This window comes from Streptomyces sp. AP-93, assembly GCF_022808175.1.
Classification (GTDB): Bacteria; Actinomycetota; Actinomycetes; order Streptomycetales; family Streptomycetaceae; genus Streptomyces.
Window position 1 is genome coordinate 135245 of the sequence record NZ_JALGBX010000003.1, and the last position, 22013, is coordinate 157257.

17 protein-coding genes are annotated in these 22013 nt (G+C 72.5%); 3 read left to right on the top strand and 14 right to left on the bottom strand.

The features are described 5' to 3' along the window. Window positions 1-42 precede the first annotated feature (42 nt). The 6 genes from MTF69_RS06580 to MTF69_RS06605 all read right to left on the bottom strand — a co-directional run bounded on the left by MTF69_RS06580 (window position 43) and on the right by MTF69_RS06605 (window position 11004). A complete protein-coding gene (locus MTF69_RS06580; protein ID WP_243331543.1) occupies window positions 43-1845 on the bottom strand; it encodes a hypothetical protein in 1803 nt (600 codons plus the stop codon). Beyond that, window positions 1842-4055, bottom strand: coding sequence for a zeta toxin family protein (locus MTF69_RS06585; RefSeq protein ID WP_243331544.1), 2214 nt, complete (start codon window positions 4053-4055; stop codon window positions 1842-1844). The genes MTF69_RS06580 and MTF69_RS06585 overlap by 4 nt, the downstream gene beginning before the upstream one ends. Continuing rightward, window positions 4052-7066 (bottom strand): ATP-binding protein, encoded by a 3015-nt coding sequence (locus MTF69_RS06590; protein WP_243331545.1) that lies wholly within the window; start codon window positions 7064-7066, stop codon window positions 4052-4054. Before MTF69_RS06590 ends, MTF69_RS06585 begins: the two co-directional genes overlap by 4 nt. Further along, on the bottom strand, window positions 7063-9018 hold the full coding sequence (locus MTF69_RS06595; RefSeq protein ID WP_243331547.1) for a hypothetical protein: 1956 nt from the start codon (window positions 9016-9018) through the stop codon (window positions 7063-7065). The genes MTF69_RS06590 and MTF69_RS06595 overlap by 4 nt, the downstream gene beginning before the upstream one ends. Before the next feature lie 124 nt (window positions 9019-9142). Continuing rightward, window positions 9143-10066 (bottom strand): homocysteine S-methyltransferase, encoded by a 924-nt coding sequence (gene mmuM / locus MTF69_RS06600; protein ID WP_243331549.1) that lies wholly within the window; start codon window positions 10064-10066, stop codon window positions 9143-9145. Window positions 10067-10080: 14 nt separating this feature from the next. Further along, window positions 10081-11004, bottom strand: coding sequence for an LLM class F420-dependent oxidoreductase (locus tag MTF69_RS06605; protein ID WP_243331551.1), 924 nt, complete (start codon window positions 11002-11004; stop codon window positions 10081-10083). Window positions 11005-11206: 202 nt separating this feature from the next. On the opposite strand from MTF69_RS06605, the gene MTF69_RS06610 reads away from it, so the two are divergent. Beyond that, window positions 11207-11494, top strand: coding sequence for a hypothetical protein (locus MTF69_RS06610; protein WP_243331939.1), 288 nt, complete (start codon window positions 11207-11209; stop codon window positions 11492-11494). Between the two features lie 101 nt (window positions 11495-11595). Here MTF69_RS06610 and MTF69_RS06615 read toward each other — a convergent pair whose 3' ends face one another. From MTF69_RS06615 to MTF69_RS06630, 4 genes are all read right to left on the bottom strand, one after another. Beyond that, window positions 11596-12081, bottom strand: a complete 486-nt coding sequence (locus MTF69_RS06615; protein WP_243331552.1) for a DUF6099 family protein — start codon at window positions 12079-12081, stop codon at window positions 11596-11598. 124 nt (window positions 12082-12205) lie between these two features. Further along, window positions 12206-12547, bottom strand: a complete 342-nt coding sequence (locus tag MTF69_RS06620; RefSeq protein ID WP_374322392.1) for a nucleotide pyrophosphohydrolase — start codon at window positions 12545-12547, stop codon at window positions 12206-12208. A 65-nt stretch (window positions 12548-12612) separates the two neighbouring features. Beyond that, entirely contained in the window at window positions 12613-13881 is a 1269-nt protein-coding gene (locus MTF69_RS06625) for an AAA family ATPase (RefSeq protein ID WP_374322287.1), read from the bottom strand. Between the two features lie 814 nt (window positions 13882-14695). Further along, entirely contained in the window at window positions 14696-15091 is a 396-nt protein-coding gene (locus MTF69_RS06630) for a cell division protein SepF (protein WP_215026310.1), read from the bottom strand. A 218-nt stretch (window positions 15092-15309) separates the two neighbouring features. On the opposite strand from MTF69_RS06630, the gene MTF69_RS06635 reads away from it, so the two are divergent. Beyond that, window positions 15310-16029: a DUF2470 domain-containing protein gene (locus MTF69_RS06635; protein ID WP_243331905.1), complete on the top strand. Its 720-nt coding sequence runs from the start codon at window positions 15310-15312 to the stop codon at window positions 16027-16029. A gap of 84 nt (window positions 16030-16113) precedes the next feature. Continuing rightward, a complete protein-coding gene (locus tag MTF69_RS06640; RefSeq protein WP_243331555.1) occupies window positions 16114-17034 on the top strand; it encodes an NADP-dependent oxidoreductase in 921 nt (306 codons plus the stop codon). Between the two features lie 342 nt (window positions 17035-17376). Here the strand turns inward: MTF69_RS06640 and MTF69_RS06645 are convergent, their stop codons facing one another. From MTF69_RS06645 to MTF69_RS06660, 4 genes are all read right to left on the bottom strand, one after another. Next, window positions 17377-18729 (bottom strand): LLM class flavin-dependent oxidoreductase, encoded by a 1353-nt coding sequence (locus MTF69_RS06645; RefSeq protein ID WP_243331557.1) that lies wholly within the window; start codon window positions 18727-18729, stop codon window positions 17377-17379. A 444-nt stretch (window positions 18730-19173) separates the two neighbouring features. Next, window positions 19174-20109, bottom strand: coding sequence for an ABC transporter permease (locus MTF69_RS06650; RefSeq protein WP_374322396.1), 936 nt, complete (start codon window positions 20107-20109; stop codon window positions 19174-19176). Window positions 20110-20114: 5 nt separating this feature from the next. After that, complete coding sequence (locus tag MTF69_RS06655) at window positions 20115-20945, bottom strand: ABC transporter ATP-binding protein (protein ID WP_243331560.1); 831 nt, start codon at window positions 20943-20945, stop codon at window positions 20115-20117. Window positions 20946-20954: 9 nt separating this feature from the next. Continuing rightward, window positions 20955-21989 carry an ABC transporter substrate-binding protein gene (locus tag MTF69_RS06660; protein WP_243331562.1) on the bottom strand — a complete coding sequence of 345 codons (1035 nt, stop codon included), beginning with the start codon at window positions 21987-21989 and terminating at the stop codon, window positions 20955-20957. Between the last annotated feature and the right edge of the window lie 24 nt (window positions 21990-22013).

Genomic DNA, 22013 nt, shown 5'->3' on the forward strand with positions numbered 1-22013 from the left:
TGGTCAGCGCCCCCGCCCGCCTCTGGTTTTCGGATGGCCGCGTCACCGGGGCAACGGCGACACCCGTGGCATGACGGATATCCCCGGGTTGCAGTCGCCGAAGACCACGCGCCGGCCGCCGGACGCGGTGTCCACCAGGACGAGGCCGGTCGGAGGCAGGGCTTGCAGCTGCGTCGGTTCGACCGTGAACTCGTAGAGGCGCGAGGTGGTCTCGCCGGTCGTGACCGACGTGGCGATCGAGCTGTTCACGCTCTCCTGCCAACTGCGGGAGAGCGAGGTCCCGTACGAGGTCGAGGAACTCATCCCCGGTCCGGAGCCCGAGGTGTGGGACTCGCCCAGCTGTTCGCCGTAGCTTCCTGCGCGGCCCGTCGTCAGGGTCTCGCCGACCTGCCTGGTCAGCTGGTTGACCACGAAGGTGTGCTCCCGGCCGATGAACTCCGCGGCCGCCTTCGCCTCCTCCCCGTTGCCCATGCGCATGAACACGGTCGCGCTGTCCGAGCCGCCGGCGAGCTGCAGCGTGCCCTCCCTCAGGTGCTCCAGGAGCAGCACGAGGCGGACGCCGGCCGTACGGGCATGGCGCGCCAGCGCCTCCAGCGCGTCGCGCCCCAGGTGATCCGCCCCCGCGACGACCAGAGTGCCCGTCCCGGACGCGAAGGCCCGGGTGCGCAGCGCATGGAGCACCCGGAAGAACACGATCCGGTCGGCCAGGTCCTTGCGCTGGGGGCCGAGGCCGTCGGTGGCGAGGACGGTGAGCTGCCCCGGGCGCCACCACTGGGCTGCCGGCCGGTCCGCGACGTCGCCCGGCGGGTCTTCGGCGAGGGCGGCGAGCTGCTCCTGCACGTAGTGCAGCTCGTTCTGGCGGCGTTCGCCCCGGCCGACCGAGTCGACGGCCTCGGTGAGCAGGGCCACCTCGTGGGGCGCCAGCGGACCGGATCCGTCGGGACCCGGTTCGTACAGGCGCAGCAGTACGGACAGACCTGCGGCGAGACGGCCGTAGGTGAGCGGGGCGTCGAGGTGGCGGGCGACGGTGCGGATCACCGCGGTGTCCACGCTCTGCAGGTCGGCATCGGTCCCGGGCGGCCGCATGGTGGCGAACGCCGCGGCGAGGGACTCGGCCAGGTCCCCGGGGCCGAACTCCTCGCCCAGATCGGTACGGAGCGCGGCGGCCGGGAACGGCACGTGCGCGACGGGAACCGCGCGCCGCGCGGCGAAGCCCGCGAGCTCCAGCGCGACGGCCTGCTCCGTCATGTCGACGACGAGGAGCGCCTGCCCGCCCGCGACCACCGCACCGCCGAAAGTGGCCAGCAGGCTGGCCCAGCCGTCACCCGTGCCGCCGACGACGTCGATGCGCGCGGGCTTCGAGGCGAGCGCGAGCGGGAACCAGGTGTCGGCGGCGGCCCACCGGCGCCGCTCGGCCAGCTCGTGCTCGCGCAGCATCAACTGCCAGGCGGCCAGCCTCCCCTGGTGCGTCTCCCACAGACGTCGCCGCTCCTCGAGGGCCTGCACACGCGCCTGGTCCCGGCGGCGGCTCGGATTCGTGGCCACCACGATGACGACGAACCCGACGGCCACCACCACGGAGAGGAAGCCGACCACGAACAGCCCGCCGACCGCGATGGCGAGCGCCACACCCACGATCCGCCCCGGTCCCATCCGCCCGGCAACCTCCTGCTCCAGCCGCGCCAGCTCCGGAAAGTACGGCTCGACCCATGTCGGCGGATTCCCCGCCTCAGCATGCGCAACCGGGGCGGGTGGCACGACGAACTCCCACCCCCACCGCTCCGGCCCCTGGAACACCCCGTCGGCCCAGTCGTCTCCCGACGACGGCGCCTCGTCGCGGATCACGAGTTCAGCACCCCTTTTTCGAATTCGAATTGAAGTCCGAGCTGGTAGGCGTATATGCGATTCCCATGCTCCATACGCTGGATCGCGTTGGGCTCGGAATGAGGCTGGATGGCATGCGCTTCCCACATGACCCTGTAGACGACGGGAGACGTCGCATCATTTATTTTATCTTTCGTGAACATCGAATCCATGGTCTTGTAGAAGGCAGCCACATGACCCTGCGCATCCTCTTGACTCAACTGCCCTTCACGCGACGAAGCGAGGGCCTCCATTACCTCTGAGCTCGGCGGGTCGTACACCCCCTCATCGACACGCACACTGTCGGCCAGGATCTCCCTCCTGTTGGATATGGAAATCCTCTGGAACTGTCCGGATTCAAATGCGGCGAGAAGTGTTTCCGGATTGTTCACGTAAGCCTGATCATGCACCTTCGGCGGGACCCACCGGCCGTTCTCGACGCTCGCGAACCGATCCACCGTGCCGAGCCTGCTCACCTCCTGCGGTACGGCGACAGCACGTACTTCCTTTTGCCATTCCTTACCGAACGACTCGGCAGTACCCAGCAGCACTGCCGGGTTGCGGAAAGTCCCTTCGATCGCCACGTTATACTTGCCGTCCCGGGATTCGGCGATGGCCATCTCGGTCCACTTGCCGATCGCATCGCTCGTCACGTCCGGCATGGCCTGCGGGTCTTCTGCCAAGACTTCGTCGTACTGCGGATGGAACGCCCGGAGGGTGTCGGCATCGATTGCCACGATGTTCTCGCCGAATTCCTCGCGGATTCCTTCCATGACAAATGACTTCCCGGAACCGGGCGGCCCTCCGACAAAGATGACCGTGGGCGCCTTTTCGCCACCGGCGTAGTCCCCGAAGATGTGTGCATGCACCTCGGACTTGTAAATCTCCTCCAGCCGATCGGGCGGCAGGTTGCTATCCCAACGCCCTGGAACGCCGGCGTCCGGAGGACCGGTCGGAGGCTGATCCCCCCCTTGTGCACCCGAAGCCGGGTCATCCGTGGTGCCCTCGGCCGGGGACTCCGGCGGCGGATCGTCGCCCGAGTCCGGGGCCGCGTCCTGCGCATCGGGCCGCACAGCCGCACGCACGTCGGTAGAGCGGTCGCCGTTCACGCTCCGCTGCATGGCGTCGGCGCGGGCGTCGAAGGCCGCGCCGGCGGCGGCCTCGTCCGCTGCGTCGACCGCGGCCCCGATCAGGGCCACGGAGGCCTCGGCCACGGCCACTCCGGCCTTGACCGTACTTTCGGCCACGACGCCCACGGTCTCGGTGAGCTCGGCTGCGGGTTCCGGCTCGTCTCCGGTCTCCGCGGCCTGCTGCTCAGGCGTGCTGTCGGTGCCCGTCGGATCGTCCCGCTCGGCACGGTCCGCTTCGGGTGACGTCGCGGAGTCAGGCGGCGTCTCCTGCGCGGCCGTGTCCCGATCCGCATCCGGCTCGGCGCGGTCGTACTCGGCCCCGGAAGGCGCTTCGGATCGCGGCTCCCCTTCGGGGTCGGGTCGGAGCTCCCGCTCGCGTTCGAGTTCCCGCTCAGGTTCAGGGTCTTGTTCCGCAACGGGCTCCGGCTCGACTTCGGATTCCCGTCCGGCGTCCGCGTCATGCTCCCGCTCGGGCTCAGGCACCGGCTTCGATTCCGGATCCAGTTCGGGCTCGGGCTCGGGCTCGGGCTCGGGCTCGGGCTCGGGCTCGGGCTCCGACTCAGGTTCCGGCTCGGGCTCACGCTCGGGCTCAGCCTCGGGCTCACGCTCGGGCTCAGCCTCGGGCTCACGCTCGGGCTCAGCCTCGGGCTCACGCTCGGCCTCGGCCTCGGCCTCGGGCTCGGGTTCCGGTTCGGGTTCCGGTTCGGGCTCCTGGGTGGTTTCCGGTGTTTCGGGCTCGGGCTGGTCTATCTGGTCCGGGTCTTCGGAGTACTGCTCCGGTGCTTCAGAGTCGAGGGTGTCGCCCTCCTCCACCTTGGCGGCGGGGGGTGCGGGAGCGTCCGTCGTGTCGGCAGTGAGCGGCTCGGGGGCTGCGTCAGCCGTACCGTCGTCGTCCTGCGGCTGCTCCACCTCGGTCCCGTCAGCCGTCGGCGCCGCGGCCTCGGTGGTGGTGTCGGGCAGCTCGTCTTCCCCGGGCGCCGCAAGCTCGGCCGGGGGCGGAGGGGGAGGTGGCGGCGGGGGCGGGGCGTCTACGGCGCCGACGCCGGCTCCGGTGTCGCTCATGCGCGGGTCCCCTTCCCCCGGGCGCATTCCTGTGCCACTCGTGGCAGCGTCGCTTCCACTACCGCGCTCAGCAGTGGTCCCACCGCACAGGCCAGCAGGAAGGCCCGCTTGATGTGCTCCTCCGTCGTGCCGCCCGTCACCGCCGCCACCGCGTCGCGCAGGCCGCTGCGTTCCACGTCGCCGATCCGGCCGTGTGCCTTCTCCACCCCGTAACCCGGCCTGGCCCGGACCTGGAGTCGGTGTTCCTCTCCCGAGGTGCCGGTGAGGGCCAGGCCTCGGGATGCCCACTGGGCTGTTCGCTCCGGGTAGCTGTGCGGGCCCTCCGGGTTGGCCTTCCGAGCGTAATGGATCACGTCCAGGACGTCCTTGAAGCGGTAGTTGGCGTATGTGTAGCGGCGCCGGTCACCCGTGGGGGGCGGCGTGCCGCGCAGGGCCGCCGAGAGCGTGGCGTAGAGGCGCTCCGCGAAGTCCCCCGGGTCGATCTCGTCGCGCATCAGGGACTCGCGCGCGGAGACGGCCCGTTCCACCGCGTACACGAGGGTGCATTGCAGGTCGCGTTCGGGCAGTGCCCGCAGCGAGGCGCGGACCGCGTCCGCCGGGCCCGGGGGGCCCTTCCCCATCGCCTGGGCCGCTGCCACGACATCCACCCAGATCAGGTGCAGCGGCTCCACCGAACGGTGGTGGGAGTCGTTCATGGTGCGCAGGGTGCACGGCTCACTGAGGCAGGAGGCTCCGCAGAGCGGGCTGCGGCTGCCCAGCAGCGGCGGCTCGGTCGACGCCTGCTTCGCGCTCTCGTCGTGCTCGCCGTGCGGGATCGCCGTCAGGACGGGCCGGTCCATCCCGTCGGAGGCCACGGCGGCGCGGCCCGGAGGCAGGGCGACGACGTTCTCGCTCTGCTCCTGCTGGAGGTTCATCGTGGCGCCGACCGCCCGGCGGTCGCCCTCCGCCGGGAGCCTGTGCATGATCTTCAGCGCACTGTTCTTGATCACGTCGGGCAGGATCTTGCTGGGGATCTGCTCGACGATGACGACGCCTTCGCCGTACGCCCGGATCTCGGCGAGGAGTGAGGCGAACAGTTCGACGGCGGCCGCCGCAGGGCCGTCGGCCACGTTCTTCAGCAGCCGGTGTGCCTCCTCCACGACGAGGACGTGGCGCAGCGGCACCCCTCCCGCACCGTGGTGGACCCGCAGGTGCTCGACGATGCGGATGAGCACGGCGCCGATGAGGAAGGCCTTGTCCTGGTCGTTCGTGATCGATTCCAGTTCGAGGACCACGTTTCCCGCCAGCAGACGAGCGATGTCCAGGGGATGGCCGCCTTCGAAGAACCGGCCCGGTGTTCCCTCCCGCAGGGAGCCCATGCGGACGTCGACGAAGCCCCGTACGTCCGCGGTGATCTCCTTGCCGTATCCGATCATCTCGACGACCTGCCGGGCGGTCTCCTGGAGGTCGCCGAGGTTCGGGTAGACCGCCGTGCGGGGCTCGTCCGGTTCGCTCAGCAGGTATTTCGGCTTGTGGACCGGGCGCGGTTCGCCCGTGACGAGGTCCCATCCGGCGGCCGTGTAGCACTGGGACGGTGCCCGGGCCAGCACCTGGGGGAAGGGCTCGTGCCCCTCGAACGCCGCGAGGAAGAGGGCCCGTACGAGGTCCACGTGGCTCTGCAGCGGGAAGCCCGGCTCCGGTTCCAGCGGGTTGAGCGAGGCGGGTGCGACGTCCACGTCTCCCGGCCGGATCACGGTGACCCCGCGTGCGCTCTGCGGTCCGTTGCCGGAGCCGAGGCGTCCGGCCATGCGCGCGTACTCGGCCTTGGCCGGCTCGACCGCGAGCCAGGGTATGGGCCGTTCGTGCGTGGACAGGGCGGTGAGCAGGCTGCGTACCGTCTGGGATTTGCCCGAACCGGTGGCCCCGCAGACGAAGGCGTGCCGGTTGAGGGTGGAACGCGAGACGTGGAGCTGGTCGGCGGCCGAGAGCGACTCGTCGAGGATGTCGCCGATCAGGAAGCCGTCGGCGGCCGCGGCATCCCCCGTCTCCTCGGATGTGACGTCGAAACGGTTCGGCGCCACCGTACGGATGCCGGGCAGCTCCCGCTGCGGCGGCCGGGCCAGCGCCGCGACCAGTTCCGCGGGGGCCACGAAGGGCACGGTGCCCGGTGGTCCGGACCCGGTGGCCGGCTGCGGGGTGACGGCGGTCAGCGCCTCGGCGAGGGGGACGGGGGTGCGGGACGGTACGAGGACGTACGGCAGGTCGTCGAGGTCGCCCGCGCCGCACAGCAGTGCCGCCGAGGCGAGCGCCGACTCGGGCCGGGCTGCGCCGACGAGCACGCGGACGTTCCACACTCCGGTGGCGAGCGCCCGCGTCAGCTCGCGGTAGCGGGCCTCGGCCCGCTCCGCCGCCACCCGGTCGGCTGCGGAGTTCTCGCGCTGGCGCAGCCGGGGCAACTGGACCGAGAGCGCGGAGCGCTCCTGCTCCAGCCGCTCGTACGGGACGGGCTCGGCCAGCACCAGCCAGGCGAAGGCGTCCGGCAGGTGGGCCACGGCGTCGTCGAACGAACCGCGTCGTTCCGTCGGCAGGGCGCGCTCGTCGTCGCCCATGCGCAGCGCGTCGTGGGAGCCGCGGCAGGGCAGCCAGAACGGCATCCGCGCCAGCAGGCCGGCCACTTCGCCCGGCGGGAGGCCGCGGGCCGTGGCCCCGGGCGGGTAGCGCACGGGACGTCCGCCGTCGTCCACGGCGGCCTCTTCGCCCGCGGGCGGGAAGTAGGGCGCGCCGCCCACGAGGAAGTGCAGCGGACGGTGCGGGCCCGGGCGGATCCACGCCGCGGCGAGCCCCGTCGGGCCGCCTTCCCCGCGGTGCGAGAGGACGGCGTGGGCGGCCGTCACGGCGGCGATGAGCTGTGCGGCCGTACGGTCCTCCGCGCGGGGTTCCTCGGGCCTGCGCGGCACGGTGAGCAGCCGGTGGAACTGGTACTCGGCGAGTGCGGTGGGTAGGGCCGAGGAGAGCCCGCCCCCCGTGCTCACGTCAGGCTCGCGCGAGGTCGTGTCGAGAGCCGGGGCAGGAAGTTGATCCCGGGACTGCAGTCTCCGAACACCACGCGGCGGCCGCCGGGTCCGGCTTCGACGAGCACCAGTCCGGTCACCGGAAGGGCCTGCAGCTGGGTGGGTTCCACCGCGAACTCGTAGACGCGGGTGAGGTTTTCGCCGGTCGTGGTCGAACGGGCGGTGGAGGTGTTGGTCGAGTCCTGCCAGCTGCGGGAGAGCGAGGTCGAGACGGAGCTGGAACTCCCCCAGTTCGCGCCCCCTGGGCCACCGCCCCGGTTGAAGCTGTCCGAATCCGAGAAGCCCCGCTGGAAGCTGTAGCTGCTGCCGCGGCCCTCGGTGAGGGTTTCCCCGACCTGCCGGGTCAGCTGGTTCACGAGGAACTTGTGATCCTGCCCGATGAACTGGGCGGCGGCCTTGGCCTCTTCGCCGTTGCCCATCCGCATGAACACGGTGGCGCTGTCCGACCCGCCGGCGACTTCGACGGCGGCCTCCCGCAGGTGTTCCAGGAGGAAGACGAGCCGGACTCCGGCGCTCCGCGCCTCGCGCGCCATGGATTCCAGTGCCTCCCGGCCCAGGTGGTCCGCGCCGGCGACGACGAGCGTGCCGGTTCCGGGGGCGACGGCGCGCTTGCGCAGGACGTGGAGGAGCCGGAAGAACACGAAGCGGTCCGTCAGGTCCTTGCGGCGGCGGACGGGGTCTTCGGTCGTGACGACGGTCAGGCCGCCGGGCCGCCACCAGTCGGCGGTGCGGGCGTCGGCGACGGCGGCCGGCGCCGCTTTGGCGAGCAGTTCCGTCTGGGCCCGTACGTAGCGCAGCTCGTTCTGGACGCGTTCGCCCTGGCCCACCAGGTCGATGGCCCGGGTGATCGACTCGACCTCGGAGGGACTGAGCGCCCCGGCCGCCTCCGGGTCGGTGTCGTAGACCCGGAGCAGGACGCGCAGACCGGAGGCCAGGCGGGCGAAGGTGACCGGCCCTTCGAGCAGGTCGGCGACGGTCTGCACGACGTCCACGTCGATGGTGTGGAGATCGACGTCCGCACCGGGCGGGCGCATGGTGCCCAGCGCTTCCGCAAGCGCCTCGGCCAGTTCCTCGGGAGTGAACTCCTCGCTCAGGTCGACGTCGAGCAGGGCTCCGGGCATGGGCACGTGGGTGATGGCGACGTCACGCCGGGCGGCGAGTCCGGCCAGCTCCAGTGCCACCGCCTGCTGGGTGAGGTCGAGGACGACGAACGACTGGCCTGCGCCCAGGAGCGGGCCGCCGACCGTCGCGAGCAGGCTCGCCCAGCCGTTGCCCGTGCCGCCGAAGACGTCGATCCGGCTGGGCCCGGAGGCGAGGGAGAGCGGGAACCAGGTGTCCAGCTTCTCGTTCTGGCGCAGGTGGTCCGCACGGTGTGCGGCGATCCGGTTCTGCCAGGCCTGCCGGCGCTCCTCGTAGTCGCGCCGGGCACGGTCGCGGTCGGACTCCAGGCGCCGCCGGGCGGCGCGCAGCCTGGCGCTCGGTGAAGTGAGGATCAGCAGGGTGACGACGAGGACGACGACGAGCACCGCTGCGGCCACCCCTCCGGCCGCGAGGGCGACGCCGCCCAGCAGAATGGTGATGCAGCCGGAGCCCTTGGACTTCCCGCCGATCAGGACCCGCTCCTCCGCGGCGCGGACCTCGTCGCCGGAGGGCTCCTTGTACACGGGCGGGTTCTTGGCGTCCCGGTGCGCGGGGGGTTCGGGCGGCTGTACGAACTCCCAGCCCCAGCGCTCCTTGCCGGTGAAGACGCGCAACGCCAGCTCCGCTCCGGCATCCGCCTGGCCCTGCTCCGGGCCCTGCTCCTGCTCCTGCCCCTGGCCCGGCCCCTGGCCCTGCTCCTGTCCCTGGCCCGGCCCCTGGCCCTGTTTCTGGCTCAGGACTTCGCCCCCGGACCCGCTCTCGACAGCACTCATCAAGCCCCCCGTTCGATGTTGGAGCATCGTGGCCCCTACGGGTGACTCCTGTCAGCTGCCATGACACACAGGGAGGCTCATTTCGACTAGAAGTCGCCTACAAATGACCGGAGTTGACGCCTCGTCACGCGTTCCCACCGTGACGCTCGGCCGCCAGTCGCGCGATGCGGCCGGGGCCGATGCGGCAGCACCCGCCGATGAGGCGGGCTCCGGTGCGGCGCCAGGCGGCCGTGGGCCAGGGGGCGGGGGTGGCCGGGGCCTGCCAGGTCTGGGTCGCGGCGTCCCAGACCGAGCCGTCGTTGGGGTACGCCAGCAGCGGCTTGGCGGTGACGCCGGCGGCCGCTTCCAGGGCGGGCAGGACCTCCGCCGGGTCGCAGCAGTTCACGCCGACGGCGATGATCTGCGGGGACCCGGCGGCGAGGGCGAAGGCCTCGGGCAGCGGCTGCCCGGCCCGGGTGCGGCCGCCCTCCACCGTGTAGCTCAGCCACGCCCGGGCGCCGGTCTCCGCGAGGACGGTGAGCAGGGCTTCGGCCTCGATGGCGTCCGGGACGGTCTCCAGGGCCAGGACGTCGGGGCCCTCGGCCAGCAGCGCCGCGATCCGGGGCCGGTGGAAGGCGGCCAGCTCGCGCACGCTCAGGCCGTACCGGCCCCGGTACTCGGAGCCGTCCGCCAGCACCGCCCCGTACGGACCCACGGACGCGGCGACCCACACCCCGCGCTCCGCCGCCCGGGCCGCCCCGTCGGCCAGCCGCACGCTGCGCCGCAGCAGGGCGGTCGTGCGCTCCGGGCCGTAGCCGCGCCGGGCGAAGGCGGCGTACCCCACCTGGTAGCTCGCGGTGATCAGCACCTCGGCGCCGGCTCGCGCGTAGGCGGTGTGGGCGGCCGTCACCTGCTCCGGCCGCTCCGCGAGGACCCGGCCCGTCCAGAGGCCGCCGGACAGGTCGCAGCCCTGGTCGGCGAGCTGGTTGCTCAGCCCGCCGTCCAGGAGCACGGTCCGCCCGCCGGGGCCGGCCAGGACCTCGGCGAGCGGGCGGGACGCGCGGGGCACGGTCGCCGCTCCCGTCAGCCGAGCTGGGACTGGACCCGCGAGGAGATCAGCTCCAGGTGGTCCAGATCGCCGAGGTCGAGCAGCTGGAGGTACAGACGGGAGGAGCCGACCGCCTCGTAGGCTCCGATCCGGTCGACGACCTCGGCCGGGGAGCCTGCCAGGCCGTTGGCCTTGAGCTCGGCGACGTCCCGGCCGATGGCGGCGGCCCGCCGGGCCACCTCGGCGTCGTCCTTGCCCACGCACACGACGAGGGCATTGGAATAGACGAGGTCGCCGGGCTTGCGGCCGGCCTGCTCGACGGCCGCGCGGACCCGGCCGAACTGCCGCTCGCTGTCCGCGATCGAGGCGAAGGGCATGTTGAACTCGTCCGCGTACCGGGCGGCCAGGCGCGGGGTGCGCTTCGCGCCGTGGCCGCCGATCAGGACCGGGATCTTGTCCTGGGCCGGCTTGGGCAGCGCCGGGGAGTTCTCCACCTGGTAGTGGACGCCCGCGTAGTCGAAGGTGGCGCCGGGCTCGGTGGCCCACAGGCCGGTGACGATCGCCAGCTGCTCCTCCAGCCTCGCGAGGCGCTCGGCCGGGAAGGGAATGCCGTACGCCTTGTGCTCCTCCTCGAACCAGCCTGCGCCCAGCCCGAGTTCGATGCGGCCGCCCGACATCTGGTCGACCTGCGCGACCTGGATGGCGAGCACGCCGGGGAGCCGGAAGGTCCCGGCCGTCATCAGCGTGCCCAGCCGGATCCGCTTGGTCTCGCGGGCCAGGCCCGCCAGGGTGATCCAGGCGTCGGTGGGACCGGGCAGACCGTCGGCCGCACCCATGCGCAGGTAGTGGTCCGAGCGGAAGAAGGCATCGAAGCCCAGGTCCTCGGTGGCCTTGGCGACGCTCAGGAGGGTGTCGTAGCTCGCGCCCTGCTGGGGCTCGGTGAAGATACGGAGATCCATGTCTCCATCCTGCCCTTTCGGCCCCGGCCGGGTGAATCTGAGTCAACCGGGCGCTCCCCGCCGCCCGCGCCAGTGACCAGCCCGGATGGGGATCGTTGGCTCGGACGGAGCCGGACCGCCCGGCCCGCGCGCCGGCGGCCTTCGCCGGTGCGTCCACCGCCCCCTTCCACCTCCCGGAAGGGCCAGGGCCGAGGAGGCCGCCATGTCCCAGGAGTCCGCGCCGGAGACCCACCGGCAATCCCGTCAGGACTGTCAGACCGGGCAGGCAGCGCACGACCACGCACGCCAGGAGTCCGCGGTACCCGCCCAGGGCGGCGCACCGAAGGGCCTGCTGCAGCAGATGGAAGAGCTGATGGCAGCGCTGAACGCCGACCTCTCGCAGCTCGACGCCGACCTCCAGTCCTCCACCGACCGCAGCCCCGGCACTGCGCTGCCCCAGGGCGGCCGCACCCCGGAGAGCGAAGACCGCCCGTCCTACCGGCCCTACTGACCGCCCGGGTCCCGTCGCGCGCGGCGGGACCCCACCGAAACACCCGGGATACCGAAGCACCCCCGGGTACCGAAGCACGCCGGATACCGAAGCACCTCGGATCAGGCCACGCCAGAGGCGGATCCCCGCTCGCGCACCGCCATCCGCCGCAGGATCGCCCGGACCCGGTCGCTCGACTCGTCGGCCGCGTCTATCGACTCTATGCACTGCCAGTAGAGACCCTCGTCGTCCGTCCCGCAGGCCACCCCGACCAGCGCTATGCCCACTTCGCCGAGCAGCGCCTGGAGCCCGAGCAACGCCTGCCGGGCGTCCGTCACCTCGGTCAACTGCGCCGCCCGGGGCGGGAGATCGGGCGCATAGCCCTCTCCGCGCAGAGCCGCCCGGTCGAGCACCCCGCAGCCCCTGCCCCCCGCTTCACCCAGCCCCCGTGCCTCCGATCTCAGCTCCGGCGGCCCGGTGACCGCCAGCCAGCTCCCTATCCCCTGCGCGAGGGCCTGCGCCTGCCAGGCCTCGCCCACGATGTCCCATGCAGCCCCGCTCTGCGCCAGCGCGTGCCGGCCGGCTGCGATGAGCCGTACCGCGTCCATATGCCGTCCCCCGTCCGCACGACATCTTGCCGTTCTCTCCACTACCCAGAGTGAGGGCAACGGGCCGGTAAAGCCAGGGGTATTCGGAAATTGTGGACACCGAAGATGGTTGTGGATATCGCCATCACTCCGAAGAGTGACGATCTGCCCCCGGAGCGCCCGGTACGGGGAACCGCAGCTCGTTCCGCTCGATCTTCGCGGCGAGCGCATCCAGCACATCGACCCCGAGGACCTCACAGAACTGCAGCAGGTAGGCGAGTACGTCCGCCACCTCATCGGCCACCCTGTGTGCGGTGTCGGGCTTCTCCATGACCTTGGCGGACTGTTCCGGCGTCAGCCACTGGAAGATCTCGACCAGTTCGGCCGCCTCGACGCTCAGCGCCACCGCCAGGTTCTTGGGCGTGTGGAAGGGGTCCCACCCGCGCGCCGCCGCGAACTCGGCGAGCCGCCGCTGGAGCCGGTCGATCCGCTCGCCGGCCCCCTCCTCTCCCTTCTCACCCTTCTCACCCTCGGTCACTCCATGCTCTTCGCTCATGCACCCAGGTCTACCACCGAGACTCCCGCGATCCCCCGGGCGGCCGTCGCGCAGGCCTCACCCGCCGAGGCCGCCAGCCTGACCTGCCCGCGCCCGCACGCCAGTACGGCCAGCCGCAGCAGTTCGGCGGTCTGCCGGCCGTCCAGGTCCCGGTCGAAGCCGTCCGCGAGCACCGTCAGCGCCTGCCGCGCGGAGGGCAGTTCGGCCGCCGGATCCACGTCCAGGACCCCCGGCCCGGTCAGCAGCACCAGCGCGAGGGCGAGGAAGCGCAGCTCGCCCGCGCCCAGCCGGGCCAGCTCGGTGGCGGGCCTGTCCGGGCCGCGGTCCAGCAGGCCGGTGACCGGGCCGCCCTCGGGAGCCCGTACGTCCAGCCCGGCCACCCACCCCGCGCAGCCGGTACGGGCGGCCCCGGTCAGCAGCCCGTACCGGGTGCCGCACTCCAGGCGGGTCCGGCGCAGCACGTCGGCCAGGTTGGCGCAGTCGCCCAGCAGCCGCCCCTCCCCCGGCAGGGCCGGCTCCCGCATCCGCTCCGGGCGGGGGTCGCAGGGGAACACCGAGCGCAGCGCGACCACCACTTGCTCGGCGGCGGACAGCACCTGCCGCTGCCCCTCGGTGGCCCCGGCAACGCGCAGCGGGAGCAGCGCGGTCCCGAGCCGGTCGTCGGGCAGCGGGGCCCGGGTCACCCCAGTGGCTCCGCCGGTCAGCCAGGCCGCCTGGACGGACCGTCGCCCGGGGTCGCGCAGTGCGGTGGCGAGGAGGACCTGTCCGCCCACCGAGAGCCGTTCCCCGACGATCCGCAGCGCGGGCTCCGCCTGGACCGCGAGGTCGAGCCGGACCGGCCCGGCGGGGCCGTCGACCGTACAGCCGATCCGGAACCCCCGGCGCCGCTCTGCGTCGGGCGCCGCCCGGTCGGGGATCCGGGCCCGCGGGTCGGGGAACACCTCGTCCAGGGTGGCCCCGGAGCCCAGGGCGGCCAGCGCTCCGTAGGCCTCCAGCGCCTGGGACTTGCCGCTGCCGCTCGGCCCGGCGAAGAGGGTGACGGGCCCGAGGGCGAACCGTGCCCCGCGGTGCGCCCCGTAGGCGGAGAGCCGCAACTCGGTGACGGCCGGCCGCAGATGCGTGGCGCCTGCGGCGGGCGAAGCCGGGGCCGGGGCCTGGGCCTGGGCCGGAACCTGAGGCGGGGCCTCGGCCTGGGTCTGGGCCTGGGTCTGGGCCGGAACCTGAGGCGAGGCCGAGGCCGGAACAGGGGCCGGAACAGGGGCCAAGGCCGAAGCCGGAACCGGGGCCGGGGCCTGGGGCGGGGCCTGGGGCTGGGCCTGGGCCTGGGCCGGAACCTGAGGCGAGGCCGAGGCCGGAACAGGGGCCGGAACAGGGGCCAAGGCCGAAGCCGGAACCGGGGCCGGGGCCTGGACCGGAACCTGAGCCGGGTCCAAGGCCTGGGACGGAACCTGAGCCGGGGTCAGGGCCAGTGCCAGGGCCGGAATTGGGGCCGACGCAGGCGTCGGAGCCGCGGGAGGAGCCAGGACCCGGCCCACGGCTAACCCCGAACCGGCGAACACGGCGGAAGCCGCAGGGGCGCCGGGGGCGGCGAGCACGGCGGTAGCCGCCGAAGCGGCCAACACGACGACGGGCTCGGCGGAAGCAGCGGAGGCAGCGGGCACGGTCAGTACGGCAGCGGGCACAGCGGAAGCCGCAGGGGCGGCAGGGGCGACGGGCACAGCGGTAGCCGCGCAAGCGGCCAACACGGCGACGGGCTCGGCGGAAGCAGCGGAGGCGGCAGGCACGGTCAGCACGGCGGCGGGCACAGCGGAAGCCGCAGGGGTGGCAGGGGCGGCGGGCACGGCGGTAGCCGCAGAGCCGGCCAACACGGCGACGGGCTCGGCGGAGGCAGCGGCGGGCACAGCGGAAGCCGCAGGGGCGGCAGGGGCGGCAGGGGCCGCGGAGGCGGTGGGCACGGTCGGTACGGCGGGGGCCGTGGGGGCTGCCGCCGGAGCGGCGGGGCGCGAGGTCATGCGCGGGACGGTACGGCCCGCCGGACCACCCGTGGGTCCGGCGAACCGTTCCGCCCGCGGGACCTTCCTACGATCGGGGGACGACCGCGGCCGCGATCCCCTCCACCTCGGTCCCTACCGGCGCCAGCAGGAAGACGTTCCGGTCGACCCGGTGCATCCCGCTGCCCAGCCCGAAGACCACGCCACTGCTGAAGTCCAGGATGCGCTTGGCCACTTCGCCGTCCGCGCCCGTGAGGTCCAGCAGCACCGGGATCTGCGCGATCAGGTACTCCGCCACCTCCCGCGCGTCCGCGAAGACCTGGACCCGGATCACCACGAAGCGCCGCTGCTCCGCCGCGGACGCCCCCGGAACCGTGGGGATCGTGCGGTGATCCACCCGGGAGGGCCACTCGTTGCGACTCCGCAGGGGGACCACCTGCGCGAGCCCCTCCCACTGTTCGTCGGTGACGTCGTACCTGCTCACCAGGCCGCCTCGGCCTTGCGCTTCATGTGCATCCCCCCATCCTCTCGCGTTTCACCCGTTCAGCCCAACACCGACACGAGGCGGCTGAGACACCCCGTCGACCACCCCCGTCGACCGCCCCGGCCGGTCGCCCCGCCTACCGCACACCCGCCGAGTAGGTTAGGTTAGGCATGCCTAAGTACGTGCTCATCTCGCCACTCGGGACGACGGAGATCCACATGCACCTGCCCCTGCTGCTGCCCACCGACGCCGAGCGGGTCCGGTCCGTCCTGACCGCCGCCCACTCCATGACCGTCGTCACCGACGGGCAGCGCACGGAGATCCGCCACCTCGACGGCACCGATCCCCTCGGCCGGCTCCACCTGCACCCCGCCGAGCCGGGCGGCGGCGCCGAGCACCGCCCCGCGATCCGGCTGGAGTTCACGGACATCGCCCCCACTCCCGTACGGGACCGCGTGCGCGCCCGGGTCACCCTCGTCGGGCGCCTGCTCACCCCTTACACCGACGGGGGCGCCGAGGGCTCCGACTCCACCTGCATGGAGTTCGGCCGGGCCGTCCTGGAAACCGCCGACGGCGCCCGCTCGCACGTCGGCCTCGACGAGCTGGACGCGGCCCGCCCCGACCCGCTCGCCCCTTACGAGGCGGGGATGCTCACCCACCTCCTCGACGACCACGCCGAACTCGTCACCCTCCTCCTGCGCCTGGTCCGGCCGCAGCCGCCGGCGGACCCGGGGGCCGACTCCGCCGTCCTGCGCGCGCTGCCCCTCGCCATGGACCGGTACGGGATCACCCTGCGCCTGGAGGAACGCCGCGGCCACCGCGACGTACGGATCCCCTTCCCCTCCCCGCTCGACGACGTGGAGCAGTCCGGGGCGCAGATCCAGGCCTTGTTCAGCGCGGCCCGGCGCAGCTCGCACCGCAATACGCTGCCCGCCTGAACGGCCCTCCACGGAACGGGTGATTCCGGAAAAAGGCCCCTCGGGCTCGGAATACGGACGCCGGGCCCCCCGTTGGGGGTGATCATGAAGGCAATCACATACACCGCATACGGAACGCCTGACATCCTCACCCTCACCGAGGTTCCGGAGCCCAAGGTCGCTCCGGGCGAGGTCCTCGTCCGCGTCAAGGCGGCCGGCGTGAACCCGGTGGACTGGAAGCTCGCCTCCGGGTACCTCGACTCGATCCTCGAAGTCCGCTACCCGGTCATACCCGGCTGGGACGTCGCCGGCGTGGTCGAGGCGGTCGGCGAGGACACCTTCGACTACGCCGTCGGCGACGAGGTCTACGGCTACGTCCGCAAGGAGTGGGTGGAGCTGGGCACTTACGCCGAGCTGGTGTCCGCCCCCGTCCGCACCCTCGCCCGCAAGCCGCGCGAGCTGACCTTCGAGCAGGCCGCCGGCATCCCGCTGGCCGGGCTCACCGCCCTCCAGTCGCTCACCCGCGTGGGCCTGAAGGCGGGCGAGACCGTACTCATCCACTCCGCCGCCGGCGGCACCGGCTCCTTCGGCGTGCAGATCGCCGTCGCGCTCGGCCTGCGCGTCATCGGCACGGCCGGCGCGCACAACCACGACTACCTGCGCTCGCTCGGTGCCGAGCCGGTCCTGTACGGCGAGGGCTTCGCCGACCGGGTCCGCGAGCTGGCGCCCGAAGGGGTGGACGCCGCCCTGGACTTCTTCGGCGACGACGTCATCCCGGCGCTCCAGTCCCTGGTCAAGGAGCGGCACCGGGTGGTGTCCATCGCCGATTACAACGCGGCCGCCCAGGGCGCGCACCAGCTGTGGGTCCGCCCGGACACCGCCGGCCTGACCTTCCTGGCCGAGCTCGCGGATGCGGGCAAGCTCACGGTCAACGTGGAGCACGCGCTGCCGCTCGCCGAGGCGGCGAAGGCCTGGGAGCTGAACGCCACGGGCCGCACCCGCGGCAAGATCGTCCTCACGGTCTGACGGTCCGCCGCGGGCGGCGGTCGGCGGTCGGCGAGCCCGGCCTCGTCCCGTACGGCCGGGTCCTCAGGGACCGGACGGGTCAGCGGGGACACGAACAGCGCGTCCACCGGGCAGTTGGCCTCGCACAGGAAGCAGGTCTGGCAGTCCTCCTGCCGGGCGAGCAGGTCGTACGTCTCGTCGAGGACCCGGGACATCCACCGCCGGTCGGCGAGGTACCCGCCGAGCCCCTCGCGGCTCGCCATCGCGGCTTCGCGGGCCGCCGGTTCCGGCGGGACGTACCAGAGGCCGGTGCCGCCGTCGACGGGGCCCCGCCGACGACCAGCACGTCGGCGACGTGCTCGCTCACGCTCCGGACCCGGGAGCTGCTACGGCTGACGTGTAGCGGTTGGCGGGGCGCGCCAGCCCGTAGTTCTCGCGCAGGGTCCGGCCCGTGTACTCGGTGCGGAAGAGCCCGCGGCGCTGGAGGATCGGCACTACCTGGTCGACGAAGTCGGTCAGCCCGGTGGGGAGTACGGGAGCCATGATGTTGAAGCCGTCGGCGGCCCCCTGGGTGAACCATTCCTCCAGCTGGTCGGCGATCTGCTCGGGCGTCCCCGCGAAGACGCGGTGGCCGCGGCCCGCGCCCAGGCGGGCGATCAGCTCGCGCAGGGTGAGGCCCTCGCGGCGGGCGAGCTCGGCGACGAGCGTGAAGCGGCTCTTGTTGCCGTTGATGTCCCGCTCCTCGGGCAGCTCGGGCAGCCCGCCGTCGAGCGGCAGCCCGCTGAGGTCCACGCCCAGCATGTTGGAGAGCTGCGCGCGGCCGTACTCGGGGATCTGGAGCTCGGTGAGTTCCTGCTCCAGGGCCCTGGCCTCGGCCTCGGTGGAACCGATGACGGGGGCGATGCCGGGCAGCACGAGCAGGTCGTCCTCGGAGCGGCCGTACTTGGCGAGGCGGGACTTGAGGTCCTTGTAGAAGGTCTGCCCGTCGGCGAGGGTCTGCTGGGCGGTGAAGACGGCCTCGGCGTACCGGGCGGCGAACTCCTTGCCGTCCTCGGAGGACCCGGCCTGCACGAGCAGCGGGTGGCCTTGCGGGGAGCGGGGCACGTTGAGCGGTCCGGCGACCCCGAAGTACTCGCCGCGGTGCGCGGCGGGGTGGAGCTTGTCGGTGTCGGCGTAGATGCCGCGCTCCTTGTCGAGGACGATCGCGTCGTCCTCCCAGCTGTCCCAGAGCTTGGTGGCCACGTCGAGGAACTCCCGGGCCCGGTCGTAGCGGAGGTTGTGCTCCAGGTGCTCGTCGCGGTTGAAGTTGCGGGCCTCGTCGACACTGCCGGAGGTGACGATGTTCCAGCCGGCGCGGCCGCCGCTGATGTGGTCGAGGGAGGCGAACTTCCTCGCGGTGTTGAAGGGTTCGTTGAAGGTGGTGGAGACGGTGGCGATGAGCCCGATGTGCTCGGTGACGGCGGCGATCGCGGAGAGCAGGGTGAGCGGCTCGAAGCCGCCGACGGCGTTGTAACGGGCCTTGCCCCAGAGGGCGACCCCGTCGGCGAAGAAGATCGAGTCGAGCCGTCCGCGCTCGGCGGTGCGGGCCAGTTCCTGGAAGTAGCGCAGATCGGTGATCCGCTCGGGGCTGCTGGCGGGGTGGCGCCAGGCGGCGTCGTGGTGCCCGGCGTTCATGAGGAAGGCGTTGAGGTGGAGGGTCCGGGATGTGGTGGTCATGTCGTGTCCTCGGTGGGATGCGGGGGCCTCGGGGGCCGGAGGCCAGGAGCCCTGGGGCCAGGGCTCCTGGGTCGATGCCAGTGGTCGGGGCCAGGCCCGGACCCAGAGCCGGGCCCGGAGCCGGGGGCCGGGCCCGGAGCCGGGGGCCGGGCCCGGAGCCGGGGGCCGGGCCCGGAGCCGGGGGCCGGGCCCGGACCTGAGCCAGAGCCTGGGCTAGGCCCGGAGCCAGGCCGAGCCGGGGCCTGGTCCAGGGTTAGGCCCGGGGTCGGGAACCCGGGGTCGGGAACCCGGGGTGGGGAATCCGGGGTGGGGAATCCGGGTGGGGAACCCGGGTCCGGGACCCGGGTAGGGAACCCGGGTGGGGAACCCGGGTCCGGGACCCGGGTAGGGAACCCGGGTCCGGGACCCGGTCATGGAGATCAGGGGGGAGGCGGGGCCGGGGCCTCAGGACGGGATCCGCCACGTGCTCAGACGGCGTTCGATCGCGACGAGGACCTGGTTGAAGGTGAGGCCGATCGCGGAGATCGTGACGATGCCCGCGTACATCTGCGGGATCGCGAAGTTGAACTGCGAGGCGTTGATCAGGTAGCCGAGACCGGCCTTCGCGCCGATCATCTCGGCCGCGACCAGAACCAGGATGGAGACGGCCCCCGCCAGCCGGATGCCCGTGAAGATGACCGGCACCGATGCCGGAAGGATCACCTTCTGGAACAGCTTCGGCGTGGACAGGTCCATCGAGCGGGCCAGTTTCACCAGCGTCGGATCGGCGTTGCCCACGGCGCTGATGGTGTTCAGCAGGATCGGCCAGACGCAGGCGTACACGACGATCGAGACCTTCGAGGTCTCCCCGATGCCCAGCAGCAGGACGAACACCGGCAGCAGCGCGAGCGCCGCCGTATTGCGGAACACCTCCAGCAGCGGCCCGAGCAGCGCCGCCACCGGCCGGTACCAGCCGATCAGCAGCCCGAGCGGGACCGCGACGGCCACCGCGATGCCGAATCCGCCGAAGGAGCGGGCCAGGCTGGCCTTGCCGTGCTCGGCGAGCTGCCCGTTGCCCAGCAGCTCCCACCAGGCCTTGGCCACCTCGCTCACCGGCGGCAGGAACGTCGCGTCGACCAGCCCCAGTCGCGGCGCCGCCTCCCACAGGGCCAGCAGCGCGAGGATCGCCGCCGAGCGCAGCGCCACCGCCCGGAACCCCCGCAGGACGCGCAACGCCAGGGCCGGGGCCGTGGCCGTGGCCGGTGGCCGTACGGGGGGCCGCGCGGGGGGCCGTACCTCCTGGGGCGCGAGGTCCCGTACGGCTGTCGCCGTCACGTCCGCCTCGGCGTCCGCCTCCACCTCTGCCGCTGCCGCTGCCGCTGCTTCCACCGTGGTGCTCATGGTGCTCATACGGCGACCTCCTCCTTCTCCAGTTGCTGGGCGCGGGCCACCTCGTCGTGGAGCAGGGTCCAGATCTCGTGGCGATATCGGGCGAACTCCGGGCTGGAGTGCAGGTCTTCACCGGCGGCCCCGGTGGCCCGGTCGCCGAACGACACCGGGACGACCTGCTTGACCCGGCCGGGGCGGGAGGTGATGACGGCCACCCGCTGCCCGAGGTACACGGCCTCCTCGATGCCGTGCGTGATGAAGACGATCGTCTTGCCGGTGCTCTGCCAGATGCGCCGCAGTTCGTCCTGAAGGGACTCGCGGGTCTGGGCGTCGAGCGCGGCGAACGGCTCGTCCATCAGCAGCACGTCCGGGTCGTACGCGAGCGAGCGCGCGATGGCGACCCGCTGGCGCATGCCGCCGGACAGTTCGTGCGGGTGCCGGTCCTCGAACCCGGTGAGACCGACGAGGTCCAGGAACTCCCGGGCTCTCGCCGCGCGTTGACGGCGCGGGACGCCGGTGGCCTCCAGGCCGAATTCGATGTTGCCCAGCGCGGTGCGCCAGGGCAGCAGTGCGTACTGCTGGAAGACGATGCCCCGGTCGAGCCCCGGCCCGGTGACCGGCTTGCCGTCGAGCAGGATCCGGCCGGAGGTGGGCGGGGTCAGGCCGCCGAGCAGGTCCAGGAGGGTGGACTTGCCGCAGCCGCTGGGGCCCACGACGACCACGAACTCCCCCGACCCGATCTCCAGGTCGATCCCGTCGAGGGCGGTGAACTCCTCCTTGCTCCTCCTGTTCTTCTTGTCCTTCGTCGGGAAGGTCTTCGTCACGGAGTCGAACACGATCTTCGCCATGGCAGCCGGTCAGCCCTTCCCGTGTCCGTTGAACTCGTTGGTGTAGAGGTCGGCCGCCTTGAGCCGGCCCTTCTTGATCTCGCCCCGGTCGCCGAGCCAGTCGAGCCAGAGCTGGAACTCCTTGTCCTCGATCCGGCCGCCCTTCTCGGCGACTCCGTAGGAGCGCCAGAACTGCAGGGTCGCGGTGTCCTCGTTGCGGCCGCGCTTCTTGACGATCTCCGTCATCCGGGCGATGACCTCCTCGCGCGCGGTGGTGCGGGACCACTCGATGGCCTTGGCCACCCCGGTCACGAACGTCCGTACGGTGTCGGGGTTCTGCTTGATGAAGCGCTCGGTCATGATGTAAGTCCCGGCGCTGAACGGGCCGAGCAGTTGCACGTCCGTGAACAGCGGGCGGATGCCGCCGGTCGCGAGGGCCTTGTCGCGCAGTACTCCGGTCAGGACCCCGACCTCGATCTGCTTCTGCCGCAGCGACTGTTCGGTGTTGACGGGCGGAACCACGAGGGGCTCGACCTTGGCCGCGTCCTCCTTGGAGAGGCCGCCCCGGCTCAGGTAGATGTCGAGCAGCGCCTGGTAGTGGGCGCCCAGGGTGTTCATGCCGACCTTCTTGCCGATCAGGTCGCGGGCGGAGCGGAGCGGGCTGTCCTCCAGTACGTAGTAGCCGCCGTAGGAGTACTGGTCGGAGCCGTAGGAGGAGATGACGGCCTTGATCGGGGCCTTGGTGGAGGCGAGCTTGATGACCGCGCCGTTGAAGGCGCTGCCGAAGTGGGTCTGGCCGGTGGCGGCGGACTGGATGTCCTGCGGGCCGCTGATGGTGTTGCCGACCCAGTCCAGGGTCACGTCCCCGAGGTAGCCGAGGTCGGCGGCGAGCTCGGGGAGCGTGACCGCGCCGACCGCTCCCTGGTACTTCAGTGAGGTGATCTGCCCGCCGCCGGCGCCGCCACTGGCGGTCGCGGTTCCGCAGCTCACCGCGGCCGCCGAGATGCCGAGCAGGGTGAGGAACTGGCGTCGGGAGGTACGGGTGGTGGTGAAAGCAGCGGACATGGCGATTCCTTGTCGATCCGGGTG